Source organism: Arcicella lustrica, from assembly GCF_034930985.1.
Taxonomy (GTDB): domain Bacteria; phylum Bacteroidota; class Bacteroidia; order Cytophagales; family Spirosomataceae; genus Arcicella; species Arcicella lustrica.
Map to the genome: position 1 here is coordinate 189,571 of NZ_JAYGIM010000003.1, position 24,944 is coordinate 214,514.

22 protein-coding genes are annotated in these 24,944 nt (G+C 34.7%); 7 read left to right on the forward strand and 15 right to left on the reverse strand.

Annotated features, from left to right (window positions below):
* Nucleotides 1–163 precede the first annotated feature (163 nt).
* Together VB798_RS04155 and VB798_RS24350 are read right to left on the reverse strand one after the other, a co-directional pair.
* On the reverse strand, nt 164–1,336 hold the full coding sequence (locus VB798_RS04155) for an AI-2E family transporter (RefSeq protein WP_323256277.1): 1,173 nt from the start codon (nt 1,334–1,336) through the stop codon (nt 164–166).
* A 261-nt stretch (nt 1,337–1,597) separates the two neighbouring features.
* Complete coding sequence (locus tag VB798_RS24350) at nt 1,598–1,774, reverse strand: DUF5670 family protein (protein WP_367284446.1); 177 nt, start codon at nt 1,772–1,774, stop codon at nt 1,598–1,600.
* 220 nt (nt 1,775–1,994) lie between these two features.
* Here VB798_RS24350 and VB798_RS04160 point away from each other — a divergent pair, with 220 nt between their 5' ends.
* Nucleotides 1,995–2,942, forward strand: coding sequence for a YihY/virulence factor BrkB family protein (locus tag VB798_RS04160; protein WP_323256279.1), 948 nt, complete (start codon nt 1,995–1,997; stop codon nt 2,940–2,942).
* Between the two features lie 4 nt (nt 2,943–2,946).
* Nucleotides 2,947–3,792, forward strand: coding sequence for a hypothetical protein (locus VB798_RS04165; RefSeq protein ID WP_323256281.1), 846 nt, complete (start codon nt 2,947–2,949; stop codon nt 3,790–3,792).
* On the opposite strand, the gene VB798_RS04170 is transcribed toward VB798_RS04165, so the two are convergent.
* From VB798_RS04170 to rpoN, 5 genes are all read right to left on the reverse strand, one after another.
* On the reverse strand, nt 3,776–5,212 hold the full coding sequence (locus tag VB798_RS04170) for a hybrid sensor histidine kinase/response regulator (RefSeq protein ID WP_323256283.1): 1,437 nt from the start codon (nt 5,210–5,212) through the stop codon (nt 3,776–3,778). The two genes, VB798_RS04165 and VB798_RS04170, sit on opposite strands and share 17 nt — an antisense overlap.
* Before the next feature lie 12 nt (nt 5,213–5,224).
* On the reverse strand, nt 5,225–5,668 hold the full coding sequence (locus VB798_RS04175) for a response regulator (RefSeq protein WP_323256285.1): 444 nt from the start codon (nt 5,666–5,668) through the stop codon (nt 5,225–5,227).
* 11 nt (nt 5,669–5,679) lie between these two features.
* Nucleotides 5,680–7,698, reverse strand: coding sequence for an ATP-binding protein (locus VB798_RS04180; RefSeq protein ID WP_323256287.1), 2,019 nt, complete (start codon nt 7,696–7,698; stop codon nt 5,680–5,682).
* Nucleotides 7,699–7,775: 77 nt separating this feature from the next.
* Nucleotides 7,776–9,242, reverse strand: a complete 1,467-nt coding sequence (locus tag VB798_RS04185) for a sigma-54-dependent transcriptional regulator (protein WP_323256289.1) — start codon at nt 9,240–9,242, stop codon at nt 7,776–7,778.
* A 91-nt stretch (nt 9,243–9,333) separates the two neighbouring features.
* Complete coding sequence (gene rpoN / locus VB798_RS04190) at nt 9,334–10,791, reverse strand: RNA polymerase factor sigma-54 (protein ID WP_323256291.1); 1,458 nt, start codon at nt 10,789–10,791, stop codon at nt 9,334–9,336.
* Nucleotides 10,792–11,154: 363 nt separating this feature from the next.
* Here rpoN and VB798_RS04195 point away from each other — a divergent pair, with 363 nt between their 5' ends.
* On the forward strand, nt 11,155–12,552 hold the full coding sequence (locus tag VB798_RS04195) for a sensor histidine kinase (RefSeq protein ID WP_323256293.1): 1,398 nt from the start codon (nt 11,155–11,157) through the stop codon (nt 12,550–12,552).
* A gap of 11 nt (nt 12,553–12,563) precedes the next feature.
* Nucleotides 12,564–13,010, forward strand: a complete 447-nt coding sequence (locus VB798_RS04200; RefSeq protein WP_323256295.1) for a response regulator — start codon at nt 12,564–12,566, stop codon at nt 13,008–13,010.
* On the opposite strand, the gene VB798_RS04205 is transcribed toward VB798_RS04200, so the two are convergent.
* The 3 genes from VB798_RS04205 to VB798_RS04215 form a co-directional block, all read right to left on the reverse strand.
* Nucleotides 13,003–13,518, reverse strand: a complete 516-nt coding sequence (locus tag VB798_RS04205; RefSeq protein ID WP_323256297.1) for a hypothetical protein — start codon at nt 13,516–13,518, stop codon at nt 13,003–13,005. The genes VB798_RS04200 and VB798_RS04205 overlap by 8 nt on opposite strands.
* Entirely contained in the window at nt 13,499–13,870 is a 372-nt protein-coding gene (locus tag VB798_RS04210) for a hypothetical protein (RefSeq protein ID WP_323256299.1), read from the reverse strand. The genes VB798_RS04205 and VB798_RS04210 overlap by 20 nt, the downstream gene beginning before the upstream one ends.
* Before the next feature lie 95 nt (nt 13,871–13,965).
* Complete coding sequence (locus VB798_RS04215) at nt 13,966–14,274, reverse strand: YtxH domain-containing protein (protein WP_323256301.1); 309 nt, start codon at nt 14,272–14,274, stop codon at nt 13,966–13,968.
* Between the two features lie 329 nt (nt 14,275–14,603).
* Between VB798_RS04215 and VB798_RS04220 the strand changes: the two genes are divergently transcribed.
* Nucleotides 14,604–14,948 (forward strand): response regulator, encoded by a 345-nt coding sequence (locus VB798_RS04220; RefSeq protein ID WP_323256303.1) that lies wholly within the window; start codon nt 14,604–14,606, stop codon nt 14,946–14,948.
* A 61-nt stretch (nt 14,949–15,009) separates the two neighbouring features.
* Here the strand turns inward: VB798_RS04220 and VB798_RS04225 are convergent, their stop codons facing one another.
* From VB798_RS04225 to VB798_RS04240, 4 genes are all read right to left on the reverse strand, one after another.
* Complete coding sequence (locus VB798_RS04225) at nt 15,010–16,116, reverse strand: M15 family metallopeptidase (RefSeq protein WP_323256304.1); 1,107 nt, start codon at nt 16,114–16,116, stop codon at nt 15,010–15,012.
* A 58-nt stretch (nt 16,117–16,174) separates the two neighbouring features.
* Nucleotides 16,175–17,038 (reverse strand): DMT family transporter, encoded by an 864-nt coding sequence (locus tag VB798_RS04230; RefSeq protein ID WP_323256306.1) that lies wholly within the window; start codon nt 17,036–17,038, stop codon nt 16,175–16,177.
* A 96-nt stretch (nt 17,039–17,134) separates the two neighbouring features.
* Nucleotides 17,135–19,483: a ChbG/HpnK family deacetylase gene (locus tag VB798_RS04235; protein ID WP_323256308.1), complete on the reverse strand. Its 2,349-nt coding sequence runs from the start codon at nt 19,481–19,483 to the stop codon at nt 17,135–17,137.
* Nucleotides 19,484–20,035: 552 nt separating this feature from the next.
* The gene (locus VB798_RS04240) at nt 20,036–21,205 is read right to left on the reverse strand and encodes an aminotransferase class V-fold PLP-dependent enzyme (RefSeq protein ID WP_323256310.1); all 1,170 of its coding nucleotides are present in this window, start codon (nt 21,203–21,205) and stop codon (nt 20,036–20,038) included.
* 98 nt (nt 21,206–21,303) lie between these two features.
* On the opposite strand from VB798_RS04240, the gene dnaG reads away from it, so the two are divergent.
* Both dnaG and VB798_RS04250 read left to right on the forward strand, forming a co-directional pair.
* Nucleotides 21,304–23,403 (forward strand): DNA primase, encoded by a 2,100-nt coding sequence (dnaG, locus tag VB798_RS04245; protein WP_323256312.1) that lies wholly within the window; start codon nt 21,304–21,306, stop codon nt 23,401–23,403.
* A gap of 16 nt (nt 23,404–23,419) precedes the next feature.
* Nucleotides 23,420–23,923 carry a SixA phosphatase family protein gene (locus tag VB798_RS04250; RefSeq protein WP_323256314.1) on the forward strand — a complete coding sequence of 168 codons (504 nt, stop codon included), beginning with the start codon at nt 23,420–23,422 and terminating at the stop codon, nt 23,921–23,923.
* 90 nt (nt 23,924–24,013) lie between these two features.
* Here the strand turns inward: VB798_RS04250 and VB798_RS04255 are convergent, their stop codons facing one another.
* Nucleotides 24,014–24,895 (reverse strand): Rpn family recombination-promoting nuclease/putative transposase, encoded by an 882-nt coding sequence (locus VB798_RS04255; RefSeq protein ID WP_323256316.1) that lies wholly within the window; start codon nt 24,893–24,895, stop codon nt 24,014–24,016.
* Between the last annotated feature and the right edge of the window lie 49 nt (nt 24,896–24,944).

Sequence of the window (24,944 nt, forward strand, 5' to 3'; positions counted from 1 at the left end):
ATAAAAAATACATACCATAAAGCTGAATGAAACTTATGAGGTTAAAGCACCACAATTCGGGGGAAATTTATCACCTATCGTATCATATTGGGTAAAAAAAATAGCGAGTATCATTTTGATACTCGCCATAATAAAGCCTTTAAAATATGCTAATGAATGTCTTTTACTCTGACTTCTTTTTTCTCCCTTTTACTAATGATTTTACATCTTCAGTAGTTTCTGTAATGGTTTCAACCAATTCTGGCACAAATTCCAACATTCTCTTTTTCTTTTCTTTCATGATTCTATTATGGTCTGGTTCGCCCAATAAAAAGCCAAATGGTTTCAAATCTGGCACAGAGTCGAATATTACTTTTAAAATAGCAACAGTTGGTAAAGAAAGTGCCATTCCAGCAATTCCCCACAACGCCGAACCAAGTAACAAAGCAATAATTGCAACCAAACCATTGATACTTATTTTAGAGCCAACCACTTGAGGTGTAATAAAATTACCCTCCAAAAACTGAACAAAGATAAAAACGCCTGCTACCCCTACTGCATACATCGGTGAGTCTTTGGTAATTAAAGCCATAATAATTGGTAAAATTGAACCTATCAAAATACCCACAAAAGGAATAATCAATAAAGCCGCCGCTAAAAAACCAAAGAAAATGGCATAATCTATCCCAAGTGCTAGTAAGCCCAAAGTATTTAAACTTCCAACGATGATGGTTACAGTAATAAGTCCTTTTAAATAACTATGCACTACTTCATAGATTTTTGTCAGTACAGTATCAATGGAATATTTACTTGTATTTTTAAAAACTCTGTAAAAAAACAATTTGAAGAAATCTCGATAATACAACAGGAAAAACATGTAAATCGGTATCAATGAAAGATTCCCAATCATGTTGCCCGTCATTGAAAGTGCAGAAGTAAAAACTGAACCACCACTGCTTAAAATACCTGTTCCATACTGGCGCAATTTAGCATTCTGTGTTTTTCGTCCAACATGAAAATGCTCTTCCGTCCAACGCTGACCTTGTAAAAACAAATGTTCAAATCGTTTTTCTAATTGTGGAAACATTTCACTAAAGCTCGCTATTTGGGTAGATGCCAGCCAAATTACTCCCACGGTTATCATTAAGAAAAATAATAATGAAATAGTAATCGATAAAGTACGCCCTAAGCCAATTTTTTCCAACAAATTAGATAATGGGAATAAAGCCATCGAAAGAATCACAGCTACAAAAAAAGGCACTAAAATATCTTGCAAAACCATCATCCAATACACCAGAATAGTGACAGAAATGAGTGAGAAAGCAAATTTTATAATAAAGGGAAATCGTTGAGCCATCGGAATAGAGTTTATATTTTGTAATAGCAATTAATTTTTTGTGCAAGAATTATAACTGTAATTTAAAACATTTATCATTCTCAATAAAAAAGGGCTGTATTAATTTACATCCCTTTAGCCTACTTATCATCTGGCATGATTACCAAACAAAGAAAAAAAGAAATTTTAAGACCATAATCCTTAATAATACTTGCATTGACTGAAAACGAAAGTACTTACCAAAAATCAATATTCTCAGCACTTTATTAAAAATTAGAATAATCACATTTCATGCTTGATAATTGAAATTAAAATTACAATTACAGCAAATACTAAAAAAAGATGAATCAATCCTTTAATTCCTAATACAAAAACGCTAACAGCCCAGCTCAATACTAATAAAAGGGCAATCTTATAAAAAACATTTTTCACTACTAATACTTTACAAAAATTATACATATAAAAATTACTTGTTGATTTTCAATTACTTGAAACGATAAAAAATACAATAAGTAACATTTTACTAACAATAATTTTGCCTAAATTCCCATACCAGAAATAAAAACCTAACATTTAAAACCTCAATATCAAAAATTGTAGATTATTTTCTACAGTTTAACAAAAAAAGGACTGGTATTATAATATTACGCAATACAATAACATCAAAATAATACAAATAATGAAATACTCCTTCAAAGAAAAAATCGAAGAATTATTTAGTTTTACAGGAGAAGTTTTTCGAGAATTTGCAAATGACAATGCTACAAAGCTAAGTGCTTCTTTATCATACTACACGATATTTTCGCTTGCACCAATGTTATTGATTATGATTTCGGTAGCAAGTATTTTTTTGGGTAAAGAAGCAATTGAAGGCGAGCTTTTTGGGCAAATCAACAACTTGATTGGTAACGAAGCTGCCAAACAGGTACAGGAATTAATAAAAAATGCAGAGCAGTCTAAAAAATCTGGCGTGGCAGCTATCATTGGCTTTGCTACACTCTTAATAGGTGCAACTGGTGTTTTTGCCGAAATTCAAGATTCCATCAATTTCATCTGGTCATTAAAAGCAAAACCAAAAAATAGTTGGGTAAAATACTTGATTAATCGTTTCCTCTCTTTTTCTCTGATTTTGGCATTGGGCTTTCTTTTATTAATTTCTTTAACAATTAATGCCCTATTGAGTTTATTTGATAGGCAATTGCAAATGTATTTTGAAAGTAGCTTTACAATATTCGTTTTTATGTTGGTAAATACGTTGGTTATCTGGGCAATTATTACCCTATTGTTTGGGGTCATCATCAAAGTACTTCCAGATGGTAAAATTTCATGGAAAGACACCCTCGTAGGTGCAGGTATTACCTCATTATTATTCATGATTGGGAAGTTTTTAATAGGTGTATATCTTGGACAGTCAACTGTTAGCACAGCTTTCGGTGCGGCTGGTTCGATTGTTTTAATCCTTTTGTGGGTGTATTATTCCTCTATCATTTTATACTTCGGCGCAGAATTCACTAAAGTATATACACTGAGATACGGTACTCCTATTCAACCCAATAGCAATGCTGTTTTTATTTTAAAACAAGAACTTGAAGTAAAAAAACAGTCCACCGTTCAACAAAAAGCATAATTTTATGGAAACTAACACGATTAATCCTATTAAAATAAAAGCATTACAAGTACTGAATTTTGTATTCTTTATTGTAATGGTAATTATGAATGGTTTGGCGAATGGCTTACCATTGAATGGTAAAACGACTGGACAATTATCGAATCAATACCCTAATTTATTCGTTCCTGCTGGTATTACTTTTTCTATTTGGGGAATTATTTACTTTCTTTTGTTGCTCTTTTGTATTGAACAGTCAAAATCTCTTTTCCAAAAGAAACCCGATACTACTTTAGGGCTTGTTGTGAATGGAGTTGGTTATTGGTTTATCGTTAATGCCGTTTTGAATTCACTTTGGATTTTGGCTTGGCATTATGAGTTCATGATTGCGTCGATGCTTATCATGATTGGAATTTTAATATCATTAGTTAAAATAAATCTTCATATAAAAACTACTCAGGTGTATCTTAGTGGCTATACAAAGATTATTCTGAAAGCTGCTTTCGGAATGTACTTGGGCTGGATTTGTATTGCGACAATCGCCAATGCAACAGCTTTTCTGGTTCATTTCGGCTCGACAGACGGTTATATACTTGGACAGTCTTGGGCAAGTATCATGATTTTAGCGGGTAGTTTTATTACCTTTTTGCTCGTGATTGATTTAAGAAACGGCTACGTAGGACTAGCCGTTATTTGGGCATTATTAGGTATTCTTTTAGCTCGTTATCAAGCAGAAGTATTTTATAAATACATTGTTTTTAGTGCTATTTTAGGAATCGTCATTGTAGTTATTAGCACAATTATGGCTTCAACTATTTTAATGTTTACTTCCAAGAAAAAACTGCCCGAAGACACTACGATACCAGAGTGAAAGTGATAATGAATTTTGTGCCTTTTCCCAATTCAGATTCAACCTCTACCCTAGCTTTGTGAGATTGAATAATGTTCAATGTTGCGGCTAAACCTAAGCCAATACCATTGTTTTTTGAAGTAAAATAAGGTTCAAAAAGGCGTTCGATATGTTCTTGGCTAATTCCTACTCCATTGTCTTCGATGGTAACGATGGCAAATTTATTCCTTTGCGTAGCTTGAATTTTCAGAATGCCTTCTCCTTCTTTCATTGCCTCCACAGCATTGATAATAATATTTAATAGCGCAATCTGAATTTTTGCTTTGTCAACATCAATCCAAATATCAGAAGGATAATTACTGATTAATTTAATATTTTTCAGGTTGATTCTATCTATTGCTTGTTCAATGGTACTTTCTAGAATTTCCTGTAAAGTATGTCGACTAAAAGTTACTTCTGAAGGTCTGGAAGTATTCAATAATTCGGTTATTAAATCATTGATTCGTTGGCTATTTCTTCTGATTATATCAATAAAAAACTTGGCGTCTTCATCTTCAAAATCAACTTCCATTTGCTCTATTGATAGATTTATGTTCGTCAAAGGATTACGGACTTCGTGAGCCAAAGTACGAACCAAACGCCCAGTAGCTGCCATTTTTTGAAAAAGTAAAGAATCTCGCTCTTCTTTTTTTCTAGCAGTAATATCATGAATAATACCTAAATAATAAGGATTTCCATCACTATCTAATTGGCGATTGCAGTGAATTGAACATTGTTTTTTTTCACCAAATTTGGTTTCCAAAAGTACTTCAAAATCACTAATTTCACCTTCAGCTTCCAATTGATTGATGAATTGACGGCGGTCGGCAGCACGAACAAAAACGGAATAACTTTTTAACTGATAGAGTTCTTCTTCGGTATAACCAAAGAGTTCGGCAGTAGAGGGCGTGAAGTAATTGAATGTACCATCTAAACGAGCGGTAAAGATGGCTTCTTTGGTTTGGTCAAAAATATTTCTGTATTTTCGCTCACTTTCACGAAGGGTAGAAAGTGTACTGGCACGTTCGAGAGAATAACGAATACAACGTTCTAACTTTTCGGAATCTAATTCACTTTTTACCAAATAATCAAAAGCACCGAGTGTCATGGCTTCAACATCAATGCGTTGGTCGCCTTTACCAGTCAACAAAATCACTGGCGATTTTAAGCCATGTTCAATGCCTACTTTGAGTAAATCAATACCCGTTTTAGAACCCAATAAAAAATCAAAAAAACATAAATCATATTGCTTTTTTTTGATTTTTTCGATGGCATTATCAAATGAAAATGCCCAATCTATATCAAATTTTTGATTTTCAATATCTTTGAGGTAATCACTTGTAAGCAAGAAATCATCCTCGTCGTCATCAACCAATAATAATTTAATAGTACTATCTTTCATGATTTATTTTTATCAATCTGGTAACTGAACAATTTCAAACCAATATTGTCCGATTGTGCGAATTACTTCTATAAAACGGGTAAAAGTAACAGGTTTTGATATAAAACAATTTACACCTAAATCATAGCTTTTTATAATATCAACATCCGACTTTGAAGTTGTAAGCACAATGATAGGGATTTTACACAAATCAGGGTCCGATTTTATGATTTTAAGCGCTTCTCTCCCATCCACTTTAGGCATATTCAAATCCAACAGGATAAGATCTGGGCGTGGAAATTCGCTTGAGTTATTGAATTTACCATTTTGTCGAAGATAATCTATCAAGTCCACTCCATCTTCAACAAATTTAATTTGATTGATAATATGATTCTCTTCTAATGCCTCCTGAGTCATCATTCTATCGTCAGGATCATCATCAGCGACGAGAATTACGATACTTTTTTTTTGATTCATAGTTTTACTGTTTATGCCTGGCGTATTGGCAAATACATAATGAACGTTGCACCTGCTCCTAGTTCACTTTCAGCATAGATAATTCCTTGATGGTTTTCAACAATTTTTTTACAAATTGCCAAACCTAATCCCGTTCCTTCAAATTCTGACCTGCCGTGTAATCGTTGAAAGATTACAAATATTCGTTCAGCATATTCTGGCTCAAAGCCAATGCCACTGTCTTTCACTGTAATTTTATAATAACGCTTATTTTTATAATCTAAGCCCAATTTACTTAGTTCTGCTTTTGTGGCTTCCTTGGCATCGACCCAAATATTGGGTGAATGATTAGCCTTTACAAACTTCAGGGCATTGCTAATTAAATTTTGAAATAATTGTTGCATTTTTGGCGCAGAAGCTTCCAATGTCGGCATTGTTCCTACATGAATTTGAGCATTCGTTTCTCCTACTTTAAGTTCTAAATCGCTCAAAACATTTTCAAGAGTTTTATTCAAATCTACTTGTTCAAAAGCGACTAATTTTCTTGATAAACGAGAGTATGAGAGTAGATTTTCCATCAATACTTCCATTCTATTGGCAGAATCAATCATTCTTGTCAAATAAAAACTAGCATCATCGTCTAGTTGTTGTTTGTATTTTTGATTAAGCCTATCACCGAAAGCCGTTATTTTTCGCAGTGGTTCTTTCAAATCGTGCGAAGCCACATAGGCAAATTGCTCTAATTCTTGATTGGAGTGATTGAGTTCTTCTAACTTTCGTTCTAATTCTTTTTCATAAGCTTTCAGTTCTGTTACTTCAACTGTATTTCCTATAAACTTCAATACTTTCCCTGCTTCGTCTGAACTTACCCAACCTTTTGTTTGAACGTATTTTTCAACGCCGTCTAAATCAACAATTTTATGTTCAAAAGCATAAGGTTGTTTTTGTTCTGCTGCTTCTTGAATTACTTTTTTAACATTGGCAATATCATCATCATGTACTCTGGCATAGTAAAATTCAATATTAATTTTTACAGGTAGCCTAGAAATATCACTTCCAGAGTACAATTTTTTCAAACCATCCGACCATTGTATTTCATCTTTATTAACATCCCATTCAAAACTTCCGTAACTCATCAAAGCTTCTGCTTCTTTGAATAAATCTTTGTTTTTCTTGAGTTCTTCATAAGCTACAGACAATTCTTCAACCTTGGTTTCTAATTCTCCTTTAATTTGCTTGATTTCGGTAATGTCTTGCGAAGTACCAATTACTCGCATTACTTCACCTTTGTCATCCAAAAAACACCTTCCTCTTACTGCAATTTGTTTTCTATTTCCTTTTAAATCTATGATTTCATGTTCGTACTCATAAATAGTTTTTTTCTCTTTTATGGCATTCAACGACAGCTCTCGTACTCGTTGTACGTCTTCTTCAGGAATATGCTTTTGATAAGTACCATAAGGCATCTGAGAACTTTCATAAGCTGCTTGATCGTATCCGAATATTTCAAATAACCCATTCGACCAGATTACGTAATCATTATTAACCTTCCATTCCCAGCTTCCATAATTAAATAAACGCTCTGTTTCATTCGATTGATTTTGAACTTGCTTCGTTTTTTCAAGCAATTCATTTTCAATCGTAATATCATCCGCCAAAACCAATAACATACTTGGCTGGTTCGAAGCGTCTTTTTTAATTAAAGTACATTTATTATTAATCGTGATGTTTTTGCCTGATTTACTAACAATTTTCAGGATAAAGCTCTGGCTGCCATTAATGGCTACGTCTTCAAAAGTTTTTTGTAAATATTGAAACAGATGTTCGGAAGAACTGAAATTTTCGATTGGGAAAACTGAAAGGTCGGTCGTTAATAATTCTTCTGGTGAATAGTTGGCAACAATTTCAGTTTTGGCATTGAGGTAAACGGCTTTTTTGTCTGTTAAATTTAACAGATAAACGAAACTAGGTATGGCTTCCAGAAAGCCATTCAAAAAATCAGACTGATTATCAGTGTTAAATACTTCAAAAAAATGATTAGGCACGTCCATTAATTTCTATTATTAAAGAAACTACTTGTGTAATTTCAGAAAACTTGAGCAAGGAAATAATCCAACTTTGCAGCAGCTTACAATTCAAAAACTTTCATTTTATTGTAAAGTGTTTTCCTGTCTATTCCAAGAATTCTGGCGGCTTTACTTTTATTGAAATTTACTTCTTTTAGTACTTTCAAAATCATATCATATTCAGCTTCAATCGCTGCCGACTTCAAGGAAGGTTTAGAGACAACTTCATTCGAAGCATTACTTTCTGGAACATTATGAACAACTTCTACAACTGGCACTGAAACTGTAACTGGCGGAGTTGAGGTTTCAGTAAAGAGTAATTTTGCGTAATTAGAAATTTCGAAAGGCAATGTTTTTGATTCAATCCATTCTCCGTCGGTTAATAAAGTGGCTCTTTTAATGACATTTCGCATTTCACGAAGATTGCCATACCATGCGTAATTCATAAAATTATCAATAACATCATTCGAAAAACCCTTTACTTTTTTACCAAGCTCTTCGTTGGTTTGATCCAAGAAAAACTTAGCGAAAGTCATAATATCAGCTTTACGTTCACGAAGTGGCGGAACATCAATACTGAATTCATTAAAACGGTGATATAAATCTTCTCTGAATTTACCTTTTTTAGAAGCCTCAATCAATTTTTCATTAGAGGCAACCAAAATTCTAACATCTAAAGGAATTTCTTTTGTCCCTCCAATTCGTTTCATTTTTCTTTCTTGAACAACTCTCAATAAAAGTACTTGTACTTCATAAGGAAGGTTAGCAACTTCATCCAAAAAAATCGTTCCACCATTTGCCATTTCAAAGTGTCCGATTTTCTGGTTTAATGCTCCTGTGAACGAACCTTTTTCGTGTCCAAACAATTCTGAACCAGCTAAATCTTTAGAAATAGCACCACAGTCCATCGCCACAAAAGGCTGATTCGCTCTTTTGCTATGTAAATGAATTTCTTGTGCAATGGCTTCTTTTCCAGAACCACTTTCGCCATAAATCAGTACGCTATAATTGGTTGGCGCAACAAGCTCAATCTGACGAATCAAGAATTTTGATTCTGCTCCATCGCCAAAAATATAATTGGCAGGTTTCGAGCTTTTCTTTTTTTGATGTGAAGTCGTTATACCATCATGTTCTTCACCCAAATCTTGCATACTTCCTTTTTCAGTTTCTACACTTTCTAAGGCTTTTTTGATGGTCAGTAAAATTTCGTCTGGAAAAAGTGGCTTTGTGATATAATCATAAGCACCCATTTTCATGACATTCACTGCAATTTTTATGTCTGAATAACCCGTAATAATCAATACAGGCACAAAAGGAAATTTTTCTTTAATTTTCAGAAGTATAGTACCGCCATCGGTATCGCCCAATCTGAAATCAGTCATGATTAAATCAGGTCTGAATTCTTGAAGCAAAGCCAAGCCAGTACTGCCATCATGAGCGATAGCAACTTCGTAATTGTTTTTGGTCAAAAAACGACGAAGAAGTAAACATATATCTGTATCGTCGTCGATTACTAAAATCCGTTGCATAGTTTTATTATTAAAGGAAAGAGACAATTATGAAATTACCACAAACCGTATTTCCATGAATCAACTTCGTTATTAATTACTCTTCAGCATTTTATAATTGTCGTCTGAGTTGTGCTGAAGAAATATTCAAATTTTCTCTGTATTTAGCTACTGTTCTTCTAGCAATATGATAGCCTTGTTGAGCCAGTAGTTCCATCAATTGAAAATCATTGAATGGACTTTTTTTGTTTTCATTGGCAATTAAATTGGCAATAGCTTGCTGAATTTCACGATTTGAAACCTCGCCGCCAGAATCCATCTTAATTCCTTCTGAAAATAAATCTTTTAAATTGATAATCCCAAAAGGTGTCTGTGCGTACTTCCCACTCGTTACTCTTGAAATCGTTGAAATATCCATATTAATTTGGCTCGCCACATCTTTCAAAATCATCGGTTTCAAACTACTGACATCGCCATTTTTGAAAAATTCTTTCTGAAAAAAAACAATGGCTTGCATCGTTTTCAGCATCGTCATTTCTCTTTGCTGAATGGCTTCGATTAGCCAATTAGCCGTATTAATTTTACTGTTAACATATTGATTAGCAGCTTTATCTTTACTTGAAGCAATTGAACTAGCAAAATCTTGGTTAATTTTCAAAGATGGAATCCTGCTATTATTCAAAGCAATATCTATTTGCGTGTCGCCATACATATTGGTTTCATAAGTAATGATATAGTCTGGAATGATATTATCCTTAATGGCAATAGACGACGTTTCTCCATCAATTACTGGCTTGGCATTCAATGCACTGATTTGGGCAAGAGCCATTTTTAATTCATCCGAACTTACTTCTCTTAAACGCATAATTTTTTCATAATTACGCACCGCAAGTTCATCCATATTAAAAGCCACAATATCAATTGCCAAAGATACTTCTAAGCCTTTTTCTTTTTTATGTTGAAGTTGTCTCATCAAACATTCCTGTAAATCAGCCGAACCGATTCCAACAGGTTCCATCAATCTGAGTACCTTCAATAACTTTTCTACCTCATCAATATCTACATAAACACCATTGGCAAAAGAAAAATCATCGGCAATGTTTTCTGCTGAATAGGTTAAAAAACCTTCATCAGTCAATGAGTCAATGATATAATCAATTAAAACACTTTGTTTTTCATTCAAAGGCAAAAAATGTACTTGACTTTTCAGCTCACTTCGCCAATCAGTATTTTGTGCAAGAGGCAAACTGTAGAGTTCGTCGTCTTCACTATGGTTATTTACTTTGGTTTTATAATCAGGAATATCATCATGAGCATACTCATCCCAATCGGCATAATCATTATCGGGTTGGGTAAGTGTTGGGAATTCATCTGAATCGCCATCAGCTTCAAAATCATCGGATGAATCGTCAGAAGTTGTAGCACCTTCCTCCAATAATGGATTCTCTTCTAATTCGTTTTTGATACGCTCTTCTAACTCAAGCGTTGATAATTGCAAAAAATTAAGCATTTGTATTTGCAAAGGCGTAATTTTGAAAGTCTGACGCTGGCTCTGTGATAAATTCATCATGTTGACATAGTTTTAGGAGACTACTACCTAATTTCAATTAATGAGCCGTAATTTTGTTTTTGATTTATTTTTTTCAGAAAATCAAAAACAAAACAAACAAATACTTGAAAATCAATCACTTATATAAAAAATATTTTATAGCAAAATTATATATTTTATTATTTCGGAAAACAAACAAATAACATATTGCGATACTTTGGTACAAGTTGTGTAAAAAAATCCACACTTTGTAGAAAGTGTTTTAAATTAACTTATTTGCCAAAAAGAAGATTCCTTCTTATTACTTGTGTTCTCGCTTAAAATTTAAAACATTTTCCATTACTATTTAATCAACATGTTGCTTTAACAAGCTATTTTAAAACGATGCAAAAATCTCAGACCCTACAGTTCATCATAGCTTCATTTATAGGCTTTGCCTTTATGCTTGGCGGTTTATCATGGGTTTCTTTCGAACAAATCGCTCAGAATACGGAATATACTCAACTTGTTGAACACACACAATCGGTTTTGTGGGTAAGCGAAGAGCTTATTTCTTCCATGAAAGATGTGGAAACTGGACAAAGAGGTTACATCATCACTGGGAAAAAAAGCCATTTAATTCATTACACTGAAGGGAAAGCAAAAGTATTTTCAAGATTGGATACACTAAAGATTTTGGTGGCGGATAATCCTGTACAGTTAAGAAGTTTGGCAAAAATTGAAGAAATGGTTCATGAGAAAATTAAGTATGTTGATTATAACATTGAAACTATCAAAAATAATAGGCCTTTAGAAATCAATAAATTTGAGCAGGGCAGAAAGGCAATGGATAATCTCAGAATTTGGATTTCTACCTTTCAAAATAACGAAAAATCGATTCTTGAAACCAGAGTACGCTCTAAAATACATGGGCAATCGCTTTTGCCAATTTATCAAATCATGTTGGCTGTTGCTTCTTTTACACTTTTGTTAATTTCTTTTTACTTGGTTTATACTGAACTTAAAAACCGCTTTAAATTCCAAAAAGCATTAGAAAATAAAATTGAGGAATTGAATCGTTCAAATACTGAACTAGAACAATTTGCTTATGTAGCCTCGCACGATTTGCAAGAGCCACTTCGAAAAATCAGGGCATTTTGTGATAAACTGCAAGTAAAACAAAAAATGTTTTTGAACGATGACGGAAAGGAAACATTGGATAAGATTTCTACCTCAGCAGCCAGAATGCAAGTATTGATTGATGATTTACTGAACTTTTCAAGATTAGTAAACCATAAAACTCATAGTTTGACTTCTGTAAATCTCAACCAAATTATTGATAATGTATTGAGTGATTTTTCTGAAATCATTACTCAGAAAAAAGCTACATTTTCTATTGCAAAGCTTCCAGAATTGAAAGCCTATAATTTTCAGATGAATCAACTTTTTATGAATTTAATCAGCAATTCTCTGAAATATACAAAAGAAGGCGTAAACCCACATACTATCATCGAATACTCTACCGTTCAAGGAAATACGATACCTCAACTATCTAGTGTTCATGAAGAGCGTTTTTTCCATAAAATCTCCATACAGGACAACGGAATTGGCTTTGAAGGTGAATATTCCGAGAAAATATTCGTAATTTTCCAACGTTTACATAACCGTAATACCTATCAAGGTACTGGTGTTGGCTTAGCGATTTGCAGAAGAGTGATGACAAACCACAATGGTTTTGTCTTTGCCGATAGCAATCCCTACGAAGGAGCCACTTTCAGTGTCTATTTCCCGATAACTGCTTAAAAATTGATAAAATGAATAAAAGATGTAATATCTTAATTGCTGATGATGATGATGATGATAAGTTTTTGGTAAAATCAGCCTTGGAGGATTGTACCTCGAACACCCCCATTCTTTTTGTTGAAAATGGCGTTGAAGTACTAGAATATCTAAAAAATGAAGGACAATTTGCTGATAAATATACTTTTCCTAAGCCTTCAATCATTATTTTGGATTTGAATATGCCTAAAAAAGATGGCAGAGAAACCTTGAAGGAAATCAAGGCGAATCCACTTTTCAAGAAAATTCCAGTCATCATTTTGACGACTTCAAAAGCGGAAGAAGATGTAAATCTATGTTACTCTTCGGGTGCGAACGCTTATATCGTAAAACCTAATTCGTTTACTGAACTCACTGAAATTCTGTCAACTATGACAAAGTTTTGGTTAGAAATCGTAACACTTCCACCTGCTATTATGTAGTAATGGCTAGTTTAGGCTGATTTCCCGAATGCTCAATAATTTCTATAGGCTTTTCGCTGGTAACTTTTTTTACCCAAAGTAAAGATTTTTCCAGCAAGCCTTGCTTTGCTTTGGCTTGTGGAAGCTGCAAAGTATTTTCGGGCTTAGTCTTTTCATTGAACCAAGCAACTGACTGATTCACCATTTCATCTTTATTTTTGGCAACATAATTACTCAGTAAATTTTTGGCAAAAAAAGGAACGGCAAGTCGAACCAACCAAGATGAACTGCGTAAAAGTGTATTTCTTAGTAGCATATCCACTCCTAAATCTAGCCCAATATTTACGAGGCTATTGTTGCGGTTACTCTCCACAAATAGATTTTTAGAAACATCAACCATTTGTCGAACGGGTTGAATTTCAGCCTGAAGCATTTTAATATCTTCAGTAAGTTTTGCTTTGGCTATTAAAATATCATTTTCAAGCCTTAGCTTTTCGACTTTTAGCTGTTCAATATTTTCTATCTTCATCTTCGCTATAAAATTTCTTTAAAAAAGAATTAACCAAAGGCAGTTTAATATATTCATCTTTGATAAACCAAAGTAAAATTCCTGCTATTACATAAAAAACACCAACACCAAAAAAGCCCAATGCCACACTGTTGAAGTATTGTCCCAGTACCCAAGCCACCGACAAACTCATAAATAATAAGACAATCATAAAAAGTAAAATAAAAAGTAAAATCGTTGCAAGGTCTGCAACACCATTGGCTGCTTTTGATGAGGTATTCAATACTCCTAACTTCCAGCGAGCCTCAACATAATCACTAGCGTGTTCGAAGATGTCTTCAGCAATATCATTTGTTTGTTCAAAGGCTGCCATCGTTTTAAGAATTAAGTTAGAAACAAATTTTTAGGAAAATCAAAGAGTAAATGATAAGCTGACCAAGCCTTTAATTACTTGGTCAGCTTAAAAAACTATATCGCTGCTACATCTCTTTGAATTGATTTTACAGAACCCGTTGCCGTCTCTGCGATTTCGTCAAATTCATCTTTCGCTTTATTCTTCCAATTTCTTGCTCGGTTTTCAGCATCATCTACTAAACCTTTAGCTTGATTTTCGCCTTTTTTTATTAGGGTCAATAATTCATCAGCCCAAGTGTTGGCATTTTTCTTTACTTTTTTTCTCAAATCAGCTCCTTTTTCTGGGGCAAACACTAATCCAATTGCTGCACCTACCGCTGCGGCGGCAGCAATTCCAATAATAATTTTTGCGTTGTTTGACATGATAAAAATTGTTTTAGCGTGAATCTTTAATACCTTAGCTGAATAGTTTATCAAATCTATTCAATTGCATCATTTCTTCTCTAAATCTCAAAATTTTCATACCTAAACCTTGTGCTTGTTTTTTTGGATAGTTTTGAGGTACAGTATCCTCAAATTGTGGAATTTATCTTTTTAATTCTGCCTAATCAATTAATCTCTGGCACGATTTTTTAACAATGTCTATTCAAAAAAGTGTAACTAAAAGAGTTCATCAGAAATCTTATGCTGTTCCCTATAACAATTTTGTTTAAAAGGCTGACAAGACGAAACGATTTGGACTGCCAAATGTCATGAAAAATGTAGCTTTAATTATCGATGACGAGAAAGACACCTGTCTTTTATTAAAACATTTTCTTAAAAGAAAAGGAATTTATTCATACTATGCACTAACGCTTCAAGAAGGAATTGGAAAGGCTTTGGAAGTAAAACCAAATTGGTTATTTTTAGATAATAACTTACCTGATGGTTTTGGGATTGACCGTGTAAAAGAAATTAAATCTCTTTCACCAAATTCTAAAATTATTATGATTAGTGCGATGGGGAATTTGTTTGAGCTTGCTTCAAGTGTTGGTGCTGATTCATTCATCGAGAAACCACTCGACTTCAATAAAATTGAAAAATCAATGGCTTTATAAAATGGCATCGGATACCGCCATCCATGCCATTTAAAGCTATTGCTACCCATTCAAGCATTTGCTATTTCCACAAGCCCAAAGGAAAAGTAATTTTATTTTTTGCACTTACTAAAGTCACCGTTTGCGAAGCCAAATCGCCAACCAATAATAAGTCATTCTCGTATTGATAATCATCTGAATTTGCCAATTGTGTCTGAATTTTTTCCATCAAAGCATAAGGCGTTTTACCTTGTATATTCAAACATTGGCAAGGCTGATCTTGTTTAATTTTATTCAATTCCTGCAATAATTCTTTGGTATCTTCTGCTTTACTTTCTTTTCCTAAACTTATCATTTTATTCATCCAAGCATTATACTGTGGTCTGAAAGGTTCAAATTCAAAAACTAATTCAGGATGTTTCCTCAATAATTCTGCTCCATTTTTATACAATTGTAAATGTCCAGAATCAATAAAACCTACAAAATTCCCGCCCCAAGTAAGTCCGTAAGCTTCGGTTAAACTATCTAGTGGACGATACAATGCAAGATTGTTCGAAATTCTTTTACGACGAGTATAAATGGCTACATCTGCCGCCAAACCAAAATTGTGCATTGAAAGTGGCGTCGCTGTTCTTTTTTTACCTAAATAATGTAATTGACGGCTTGTAGAACGTAAGTCAGAAATTACTTTAATAGAACGGTGTTTTTCTTTCATAATCGCTACAATAGAATCTCTTTTTTCCAGAAAAATCTTACGTTCATCTGTCAGTAAATTTTCCCAACGATTATATAAATAATTGGGCTGTTTGACCAAAGCCCAAAGGTAAGCTTGTTCTTGCCAAGAAGTATTTAAAGTAGGAAAAGCTGTTGTTTGAAGCAATTGAGAAGCCTCCTCTCCGTCAGCCTGCAAAGCCATTGTTTGAATATTACCTGTAGCATCAGCAAAAGCTACATAAATATTTCTTGGTTTCAAGGCTTGTTTCAGTAAAGTATCGGCTAAGTAATATGGTTGAGCTAAAGTATAAATCTTTAATTCACTAACGTGCTGGGCAGTGTCGCAAGTGAAGTCTTTCCACGAATTATCTTCAAATAAATTTGATGTTTTGTCTATCAAATTACAGGCAAATAAGGAAACAGAAGTAAAGAGTATTTTAAGTAAATTTCTAAACACTAAGGCAGATAAAATCATAAAGTATTAAGGATTATAAATACCAAAATACAAAAAATAGCAGGGAATTCTAATGTATTTAGGAATTTAGTTTTTCTCGTTGTGCCAAATATAAACCCGCAATCACAAAAGAAGTACCGATATAAGTGAAACTACTGATGGGTTCATTTAAAATAACAGCCGCATAAATAAAACCAAAAATAGGATTAAGAAAAAGCCAAAGTGAGGCTTTGACTGGGTCTATTTTGAGGAGATATAACCACAATTGCACCGCCCCGATGGATACTGGAATAGCCAACCAAAGTACAGACATGCTAAAATTAAAATCATAAACATTCTGTGACCAATCGGTAAAGTAATAAGTAATGGGCAACAAGAAAATCCCTCCTAACAATACTTGCCAAGCATTAATGGTAAACAATGGTAAATGCCATTCTTGCGCTGAATAATAAACTGTTCCTACAGAATAGGCAATCATACTTGCTGAAAGGATGAGTAGCCCTTCAACATTTGCATAACTTTGTTGAAAAAGTGGATAAGTAGCAATCGCCACGCCTAAAATACCCAAGGCTAAACCCAATATTTCTGTGCGTTTTACTGAACGACCTAACCAAAAAGCAGACAAAATACTGATAATTAATGGATTGGTCGCTACAGCCAAACTGCCGATTCCCGCAGAAACGTATTTAAGTGCTACTACAAAACAGCCTAAATAAACAGTAACATTCAAGAAACCATAAATAGCAATTTGTTTCCATTCTTTGGCTTTTGGTAATGGATTTTTCTTGACGAGATGGCTATAAACCATCATTAATATGCCCGCCAAGAAAAATCTACAAGTACCAATTACAAAGGGTTGAGCCGATAAAAGTCCTATTTTGGTGGCTGCCGAAGCGGAAGCCCAAAGCATCGCAAAGAATAATCCTGCTAAGAAATTTTTCATTTTAAACTATTAGCCTTTTCAATAATTCATCAAAATTGACAATTTTAGTTTAAAACACTGCTTTATTGATGCAAAAGGTCTATATTTTTCCAACAATTATTTACTTCCTGCTATTACTTCTTTATAACTTACTAATTGAATTCCTTTTTGAAGAATCGCTGTTCTTACTTTTTCACTGGTGAAAATCGTAGTTACATCTTGACGACCCTGTGCTACATCTTCATAACCAATATGTGAAATTGCACGGAGTTCTTCGTTATCTAAACCCGGATGTTCTACAAAAACATACGCTTTGCCGTCTTCTAGTTTATCCAACATTCCGATAAATCCTTCTATTCTTTGCTCTGTATTTTTATTGTTGAAATCAAAACCTGTGTAGGCTACTTTTAGGTCTTTCATCGAATCTACATCTACCATCGTCAATTTGTACTCTTTGGCTACTCTTCTTGCCATATCTTTTACTTCTTGGTTAAAAGCAGTACTCCCCATGTGTCCAGAAACGTGGCTTAGTCTTGGAATATACTTCAATGCCATTTCGATTTGCGCTCTTAGCTCTTTTTCAATGTCTTCTATTTTCCAATCATTATCAAGCACTGCTTGCTTTGGATAATTATTGTTATGAAAAAGCATCGGATAAAAATATCCATCGGCATTTCTTAAGCTTTTAGCTTCTGTCAGTGGTCGCCATTTTACATTATCCCATTCACTTGTAATGGCAAAATGCAAACCTACATCTACTCTTTTGTTTTCAGCTAATAATTTCACCGCTTCTGAAAACCAAGGCGAAGCTACAATTACTTCTATCGAGGTTTCGATGCCTTCTTTGTACGATTTTATCAAGGCTTCATTCCCCGAATGTGCATAACCCATGTCATCACCTCTGACGATTAATTTAGGTGCATTGGCTTTTGGCGTAAATACAATCCCTTTTGAAATGGTTCTTTTACGATTGATATTGAAAATACTTTGGAAATCTATCGAAACATTATCGCCATCAAAAGAACAGATAATTGTTTCCGTATGTGGACTTTCGATATAACGAAGTGTTAAGGCTAATGTATTTTCATCTTTCCAAGTATAGCTTCCCGCTACTTTAAAAGCTGGAAGCCCTACCCTATTGGCTTTGGCGGCAGCTACTAAATATGGACCAAACTTGGTTGTTTCAGACAATTCCCATTTCCCTGCTCCAAACGGAATTTGATGCGTAGCCGAATCTGTTTTGAAACTTACTTTACAAACACCATTATTGAAATCGAATTTTATATTTTCAAAACTTCTATCGCCCGTTACCATGCCAAAAGTTTTGCCAGAAACCTTTGATTCTATACCTGAACTAACATTTTTATTAGGAATCGGTAAGGCTAAAGATGCTGATTTCTCTTTCAATTTGGCTAACATTGCAGGATTAGCGGGCAATTTCTGGTCTTTAATCGCTGGTAAAAGGTATCTCCAAAGCAAATTAAATTCTCCTTGCATATCGGGAGCTTCGGCAGTAACAATAATCACCACATCTTTTTCTGGCAATACAATGATGAACTGTCCATTTGCACCATCGCCTCTGTAACCATTATTTCTACTACGCCACATCTGATAGCAATAGCCTTGTAGCCAATCGCTTGAGTCTTTTTTAGCTTGGGTAGCATTTGGGTCTTGCATGATTTTCATCGTACTTGCTTCTTCCACCCAAGCGGCAGGTAAAATCTGTTTCCCTTTCCACAACCCTTTTTGCAGAAACAATTGCCCGAATTTCGCCATGTCTTCTGTTTTCAAACGGATTCCCCAACCGCCAGTATTAATGCCTTTTGGGTCAACTTCCCAGTCGATTCCCGTAATTCCCAAAGGTTCAAATAATCTTGGTTGTAAATAATCAATTACTTTTTGACCCGTTACTTTCTGCACAATTGCCGAAAGCATATAAGTAGCGGCAGAATTATACAGAAATTTTGAACCCGGTTTATTCATAATCGGAGTACGCAAAAATGCCTTTACCCAATTTTCATTTTTAGCCCCAATTTCACCAGTTGGGTCAGTTTGATGTCCCACACTCATCGTCAACAAGTCCTTTATTTTCAATTCTGCCAAGTACGGACTTACTTGTGTTGGCAAATCATCAGGAAAGAACGAAATCACTTTATCCTCCACCGTAATTTTCTTTTCCGATACCGCAAAACCTATCGCTGTAGCCGTAAAGCTTTTACTGACCGAATACATGGTATGTTTTAAATCATTACGATAAGGATTCCACCAAGATTCAGCCACTACTTTCCCGTGGCGAAGCATCATAAAACTATGAAATTCGTGTTTGCTTTTTGAGGCAGCCTCCAAAAAATTGATGATAGCTTCAGACGAAACGCCTTCTGCTTCAGGCGTACTTCTTGGAAGAACAACAGGCTTTTGAGCCAACAACTGAACACTAACGAAGAGGAGAATCAATATTTTTCTCATTACCGAAGAAGATGATTAAAGATGAAAAGCTAATTGTTTTTAAACAAATTAAAGCTAATACTTATATCCGATAATCCTGTTCTGTAAGTTGGGTAAATACACTAAAATACTCATGGCATGACTCATTGAGTTATTTTGAGTAGGGAAAGATTCTGTCAGTCGGGTAAATACTTTAAAATACTCATGGCATGACTCATGGAGTTATTTTGAATATGGAAATATTCTCTCAGTCATGCCATGAGTGAAAGGGAACAATGCTTATAAAAACCGAACAATTCCGCAAAAAAGAGGGACATTTGATACTTAAAGAGTGAACTTTGATACTTAAAATAGGAAAGTTGGCACTAAAAACCGCAATTATCCGCAAAAAAGAAGGAAAATTTCCACTTGAAGTAGCAACATTTCCACTAAAAGGATAAAACTTTCCTCTTTTTTAATCAACTTTCCTACTAAAAGAGGAAAATTTTATCCTTTTATAACCAAAATTGGTATTCTGATACGAATCATTGGTTATATCAAGCCCAATAACTAATTAAAATCTTAAACCACCCCTCAAATCCCCTTCAATAATCCATCCATCAACACATCAATATCATTGGCATCGTTATAAACATGTGGGGCTAGTCGGATGGCTTCGCCTCTGAACGAGACAAATACTTTACGCTCTTGCAAAGCCTTTTGTATGGTTAGATAATCAGCTTTGGGCGGAATCCTGATACCTACCAAATGACTACTTCTGTAGGGTTTTTCATCTACCCAATAGCCTTTTTCTTGTAAAAGCTTCAAAGGTTCTTTTAACAATTCATCACAATATTGATTTATAGAATCTACCCCCCAAGTATTGATTTGGCTTAGAGCCGCCGCTAACATTGGATTCAAGATAAAATTACTTTTTTCGCCCATATTATATCTGTCAGCCATACTTCTATACTGAGTTTGGTAATTTATCAGGTTTTTAAAATCTTCTGAACCTACTCTATTAATCCAGTTGCGTTCTAAAGGACTTCCTTCATCAAAATAAGCACCGAAATATGCCACTCCTGCCGAATATGGACCTAAAAGCCATTTGTAACCGGGGTTGATAATGGCATCTGGTTGTACTTTTTGTACATCAAAAGGCATCGCTCCGATACTTTGCGTACCGTCTAAAACGAATAAAGCACCTACCGAACGACATTGCTTTCCGATAATTTCAGTATCAAACGAAGTGCCATCTGCCCAATGTGTTGGCGACACCACTACCAAACAAGTATTAGTCGTAATAGCTTCTAGCAACCTTTCATTCCAGATTTTTCCACGATTTTCTAATCCTTCAGGCGGAGACACTACTTTCATGACCAAACCTTTATCTGCACAAACTTCTTCCCAAGCATAAACATCCGAAGGGAATTCTTCACTGACCATCACAATTTCTTGTCCCGCTTGCAAATTAGGTTTTCGATAAAGATTTTTTGCCACAATCGCCATGCCGTAAGACGATGAGGGAAGAATAACGATGCGTTCGGGTTCGGGGCAATTAATCAATGTTGAATATGCTTCTTTGACGGGTTCGGTCGTTTCAAAAAAACTTTGAGAAGTAATATACTGCGGTTGCGATTTGCGTAAAATTCCTTGAATGCCAGCTTCTTCTACCGATTTTAAATTGGGTGCCATCGTGGCACAATTGATATAATGTGTGCCTTCTTCGAGGCTAAAAAGATGTTTTTGACAGGATAAATTCATGTTGCTGATGTTGATTTGAAATTGTTCAAAAATACAGATTCTTGACGATTTTAAATCAAAAATGATTTGTTCAAATCAAAAAGATGTAATTTTGAATTATGCGAATAGATGAAGCCACCATAGAACGAATCCGACAAAGTGCTGATATTGCCGATGTAATTGGCGATTATGTTTCTTTGAAGAAAAAAGGCGCAAACCTTTGGGCTTGCTGTCCTTTTCATGGCGAAAAGTCTCCTTCCTTTTCTGTTTCGCCAGCGAAAGGAATTTATAAATGTTTTGGTTGTGGAAAAGCGGGTGATTCTATCCGTTTTATCATGGATATTGAAGGCTTGGGATATGGAGAAGCACTTCGACATTTAGCCAAAAAGTACGGCATCGAAATCCAAGAAACACAACTTTCAGACGAACAACAATTAGCCCAAAACGAGCGTGAAAGCTTATTAATTGCTCTTAATTACGCTAAGAATTATTACCAAAATAATCTTTTTCAACACGAAGAAGGTCAGTCAATCGCTTATCCTTATTTTAAAGAAAGAGGTTTTTCAGATAAAACAATTCGTACTTTCGAATTAGGCTATAGCCTTGAAAACTGGGATGCTTTTACCAAAGAAGCCCTAAAAAATGGCTATAATTTAGATATTTTGGTGAAGGCTGGGTTGACGATTTTGAAGCAAAATGAGCAAGAAAATCCTCAGCAAAACCAAAAAACATTCGACCGTTTTAGAAATAGAGTAACATTTCCTATTCATAATGTTTCGGGAAAAGTAATTGCTTTTGGAGCAAGAATTCTGAAAAATGATAAATCACAGGCAAAGTATTTGAACTCGCCTGAAACAGAAGTTTATCATAAATCGAATGTACTTTATGGCATTTTCCAAGCCAAAAATGCTATCAGAACCAAGGATGTTTGTTATTTGGTAGAAGGTTATACGGATGTTATTTCTTTGCATCAAGCAGGAATCGAAAACGTAGTAGCGTCTTCGGGTACTTCTTTGACGATAGAACAGATTCGATTAATCGCTCGTTTCTCGCAAAACATCACCGTTTTGTATGATGGCGACCCTGCGGGAATCAAGGCATCTTTGCGAGGAATGGATATGATTTTGGAAGAAGGACTGAATGTAAAATTAGTCGTTTTTCCAGAAGGCGAAGACCCCGATAGTTATGTTCAGAAAATCGGTTCAGATGCTTTTGTAGAATATATCCACAAAAACGCCAGCGATTTTATTACTTTCAAAGCAGAATTATTCCTCAAAGAAGCGGGAAATGACCCTTTCAAAAGAGCAGAGTTAATAAAAGACATGGTGGGGAGTATTTCTAAAATCCCTGATTCTATCACAAGGTCTGTTTTCTTTCAAAAAACAGCGAGTCTAATGCAGATTGATGAAGCAATTTTAATTACTGAAAGTAACAAAATTGCCTTTGAAAGAAGTAAACAGCGAGAAAAAGACAGTCAAAGAGATGCCAATCGTCAGCGATTACAAAATGATTTACCTGCTGGCGTAACACTTAGTCAACCAACTTCGCAACCGAATGTAAATTTCGATGATTTACCAAGTTTTTCGGAAGAAGATGAATTTTCGGGTTTTCCAACAGATTTTGTTCCAAGTACAAGTACTCCAGTATCCAACACACCTGCTAATATTCCGCCAAACACTAAAGTAACACCAACTGGAATCGCTTTGCAAGAAAGAGAATGTGTGCGACTATTGGTGAGTCATGGTGTAAAAGAAGTAGATCCGGGTGTTGCCCCAGGCGTTACTTTAATGCAATATATTTTATCAGAAATTGATGGCATGAATTTTACTACCCCAATTTATGATAATATTTTAGCGATGTGTCGTGAGAAATTCATTCAAGGAATTGTATTAGATACTAAGTTTTTTATTGCACACAGTAATCCCATTATTCAACAAGAAGCCATCAATTTAGTTACCGAACGTTATGCCGCTTCGGAAGCTTGGTTGAAACATGAAATCATTGTACCGACAGAAGACGATAAGTTGGCAGATTTAGCTTTTCAGAATATTTTACGCTTGAAAAAAGCATACAACGAACAGCAAATGAAGGATTTGATGCAAAAACTTGCCAAAACTTCAGATGCCGATGAACAAACACATTTGTTAGGCTTATTTATGGAAGCCAAGCAAATAGAAAAGGAAATCGCCAAAGAATTAGGAACGGTTGTAGGTAGATAGACATTAATTAATCAACATGACAAAGACATTATATTTGGTTCGCCATGCCAAAGCTTCAGATTCAGTAAGTCCCGATATTGTTCGTCCGCTTACCGCCAGTGGGATGATTGATACCGCCAGAATGGGCAGAAATTTATCTACCAAAATCAGCCCAATTGATTTAATCATTACTTCAAATGCCGAACGCACACAAATGACAACAAAAGTACTTTGTGAACAATTGGGTATTCCAGAAGAGAAAGTTTATGTATTGAGCGATTTATATGAAAGCTCGCCAAAACATTATTTAGATGCAGTAAATGCCATTCCCGCCAATCTTAACCATGTGATGATTGTGGGGCATAATCCAAGTATTAGTTATTTTGCAGAGTACTTAACACATGCAGATATAGGTGCAATGCCAACTTGTGCAGTGGTTGGTATGAAAATAGAAAATCAGGCTTGGGCAGAAGTAGGGAAGAAATCAGGAGATTTAATTTTCTATGACTCTCCAGAAAGTATTTTGGGATATAATAGTTAAGGTAAATCATTAGGGCTGGACTTAAGTTCAGTCCTAATCAAATGTAGGTACTTGCTATTTTATAAATCAGCGGGAAAATCCAACAAATATCTATTCACTAGTAAGTTGTCGCTGTACAGACAAAACAAAGTCAATAGAAACGTTCGCTAATTTAGCACTTTGTTCAATAGATAGACCCATTGAAAGAGCATTCATAATCGTTTCTGTTTTCACTGCTAAATTTTCAGCTTCTCTTGCTTCTTTTATTTTTTTACTTTCAGCTTTCACTGCTTCTGCATTTCTTGCAATTAATATTTCCAATGAAGCCTTCTCGTCAGGAGTCATTTTTCGACTGTCTAATTCATCAATGGCTACCTTTAACCATTCTTCGTCCCAAAATTTAGGGAATTGTATCGGTTGAGTAACTGTATGTAAGGTTTTCATTGTATATACCAATTTTTGTAAGTCTGTTTCACAATCAACTTCTTGCAACGTAAATTTATCTAATTCTATCGTAATAAATGTTAATTGTTCATCAATAAGTTCTCCTTGTTCATTTCGTAGATTAGCGACTGTATGGAATTGAGAATAAGGAGGTATATCATTTGCCAAAATAGCTACACAATAAATTTTTGTTAGCGTCCCATAGTCAAACTTCCCACGTTTTACCATTGCATTGAACTTATGCAAAGCATAAAATTTCATTCGTTGTACAAAATATGGTGCTTCACCGTATTGCATTTCAACGATAAAATGATTGTCGTTTTCATCAGTACAAGCTAAGTCGAAAATCCCACTCCTTCCATCTTGAGTAATACCTTCAAAAGTGTTTTTGTCAAATTTTACCTTTTTAATTGGTATTTCCGATTTTATAAGTGCTTGTAATGCACGCCGCAAAAACAATGTATTTGTTTCATTGCCAAAAGTAGCTTTGAATCCATAATCAGAGATTATCGGAATGAATATTTGGTCGTCTATGTATAATGCGTCCATGATGTAAAGCGGAAACTGGATTTAAGTCTAGCCTTAGTTAGTGTTGACA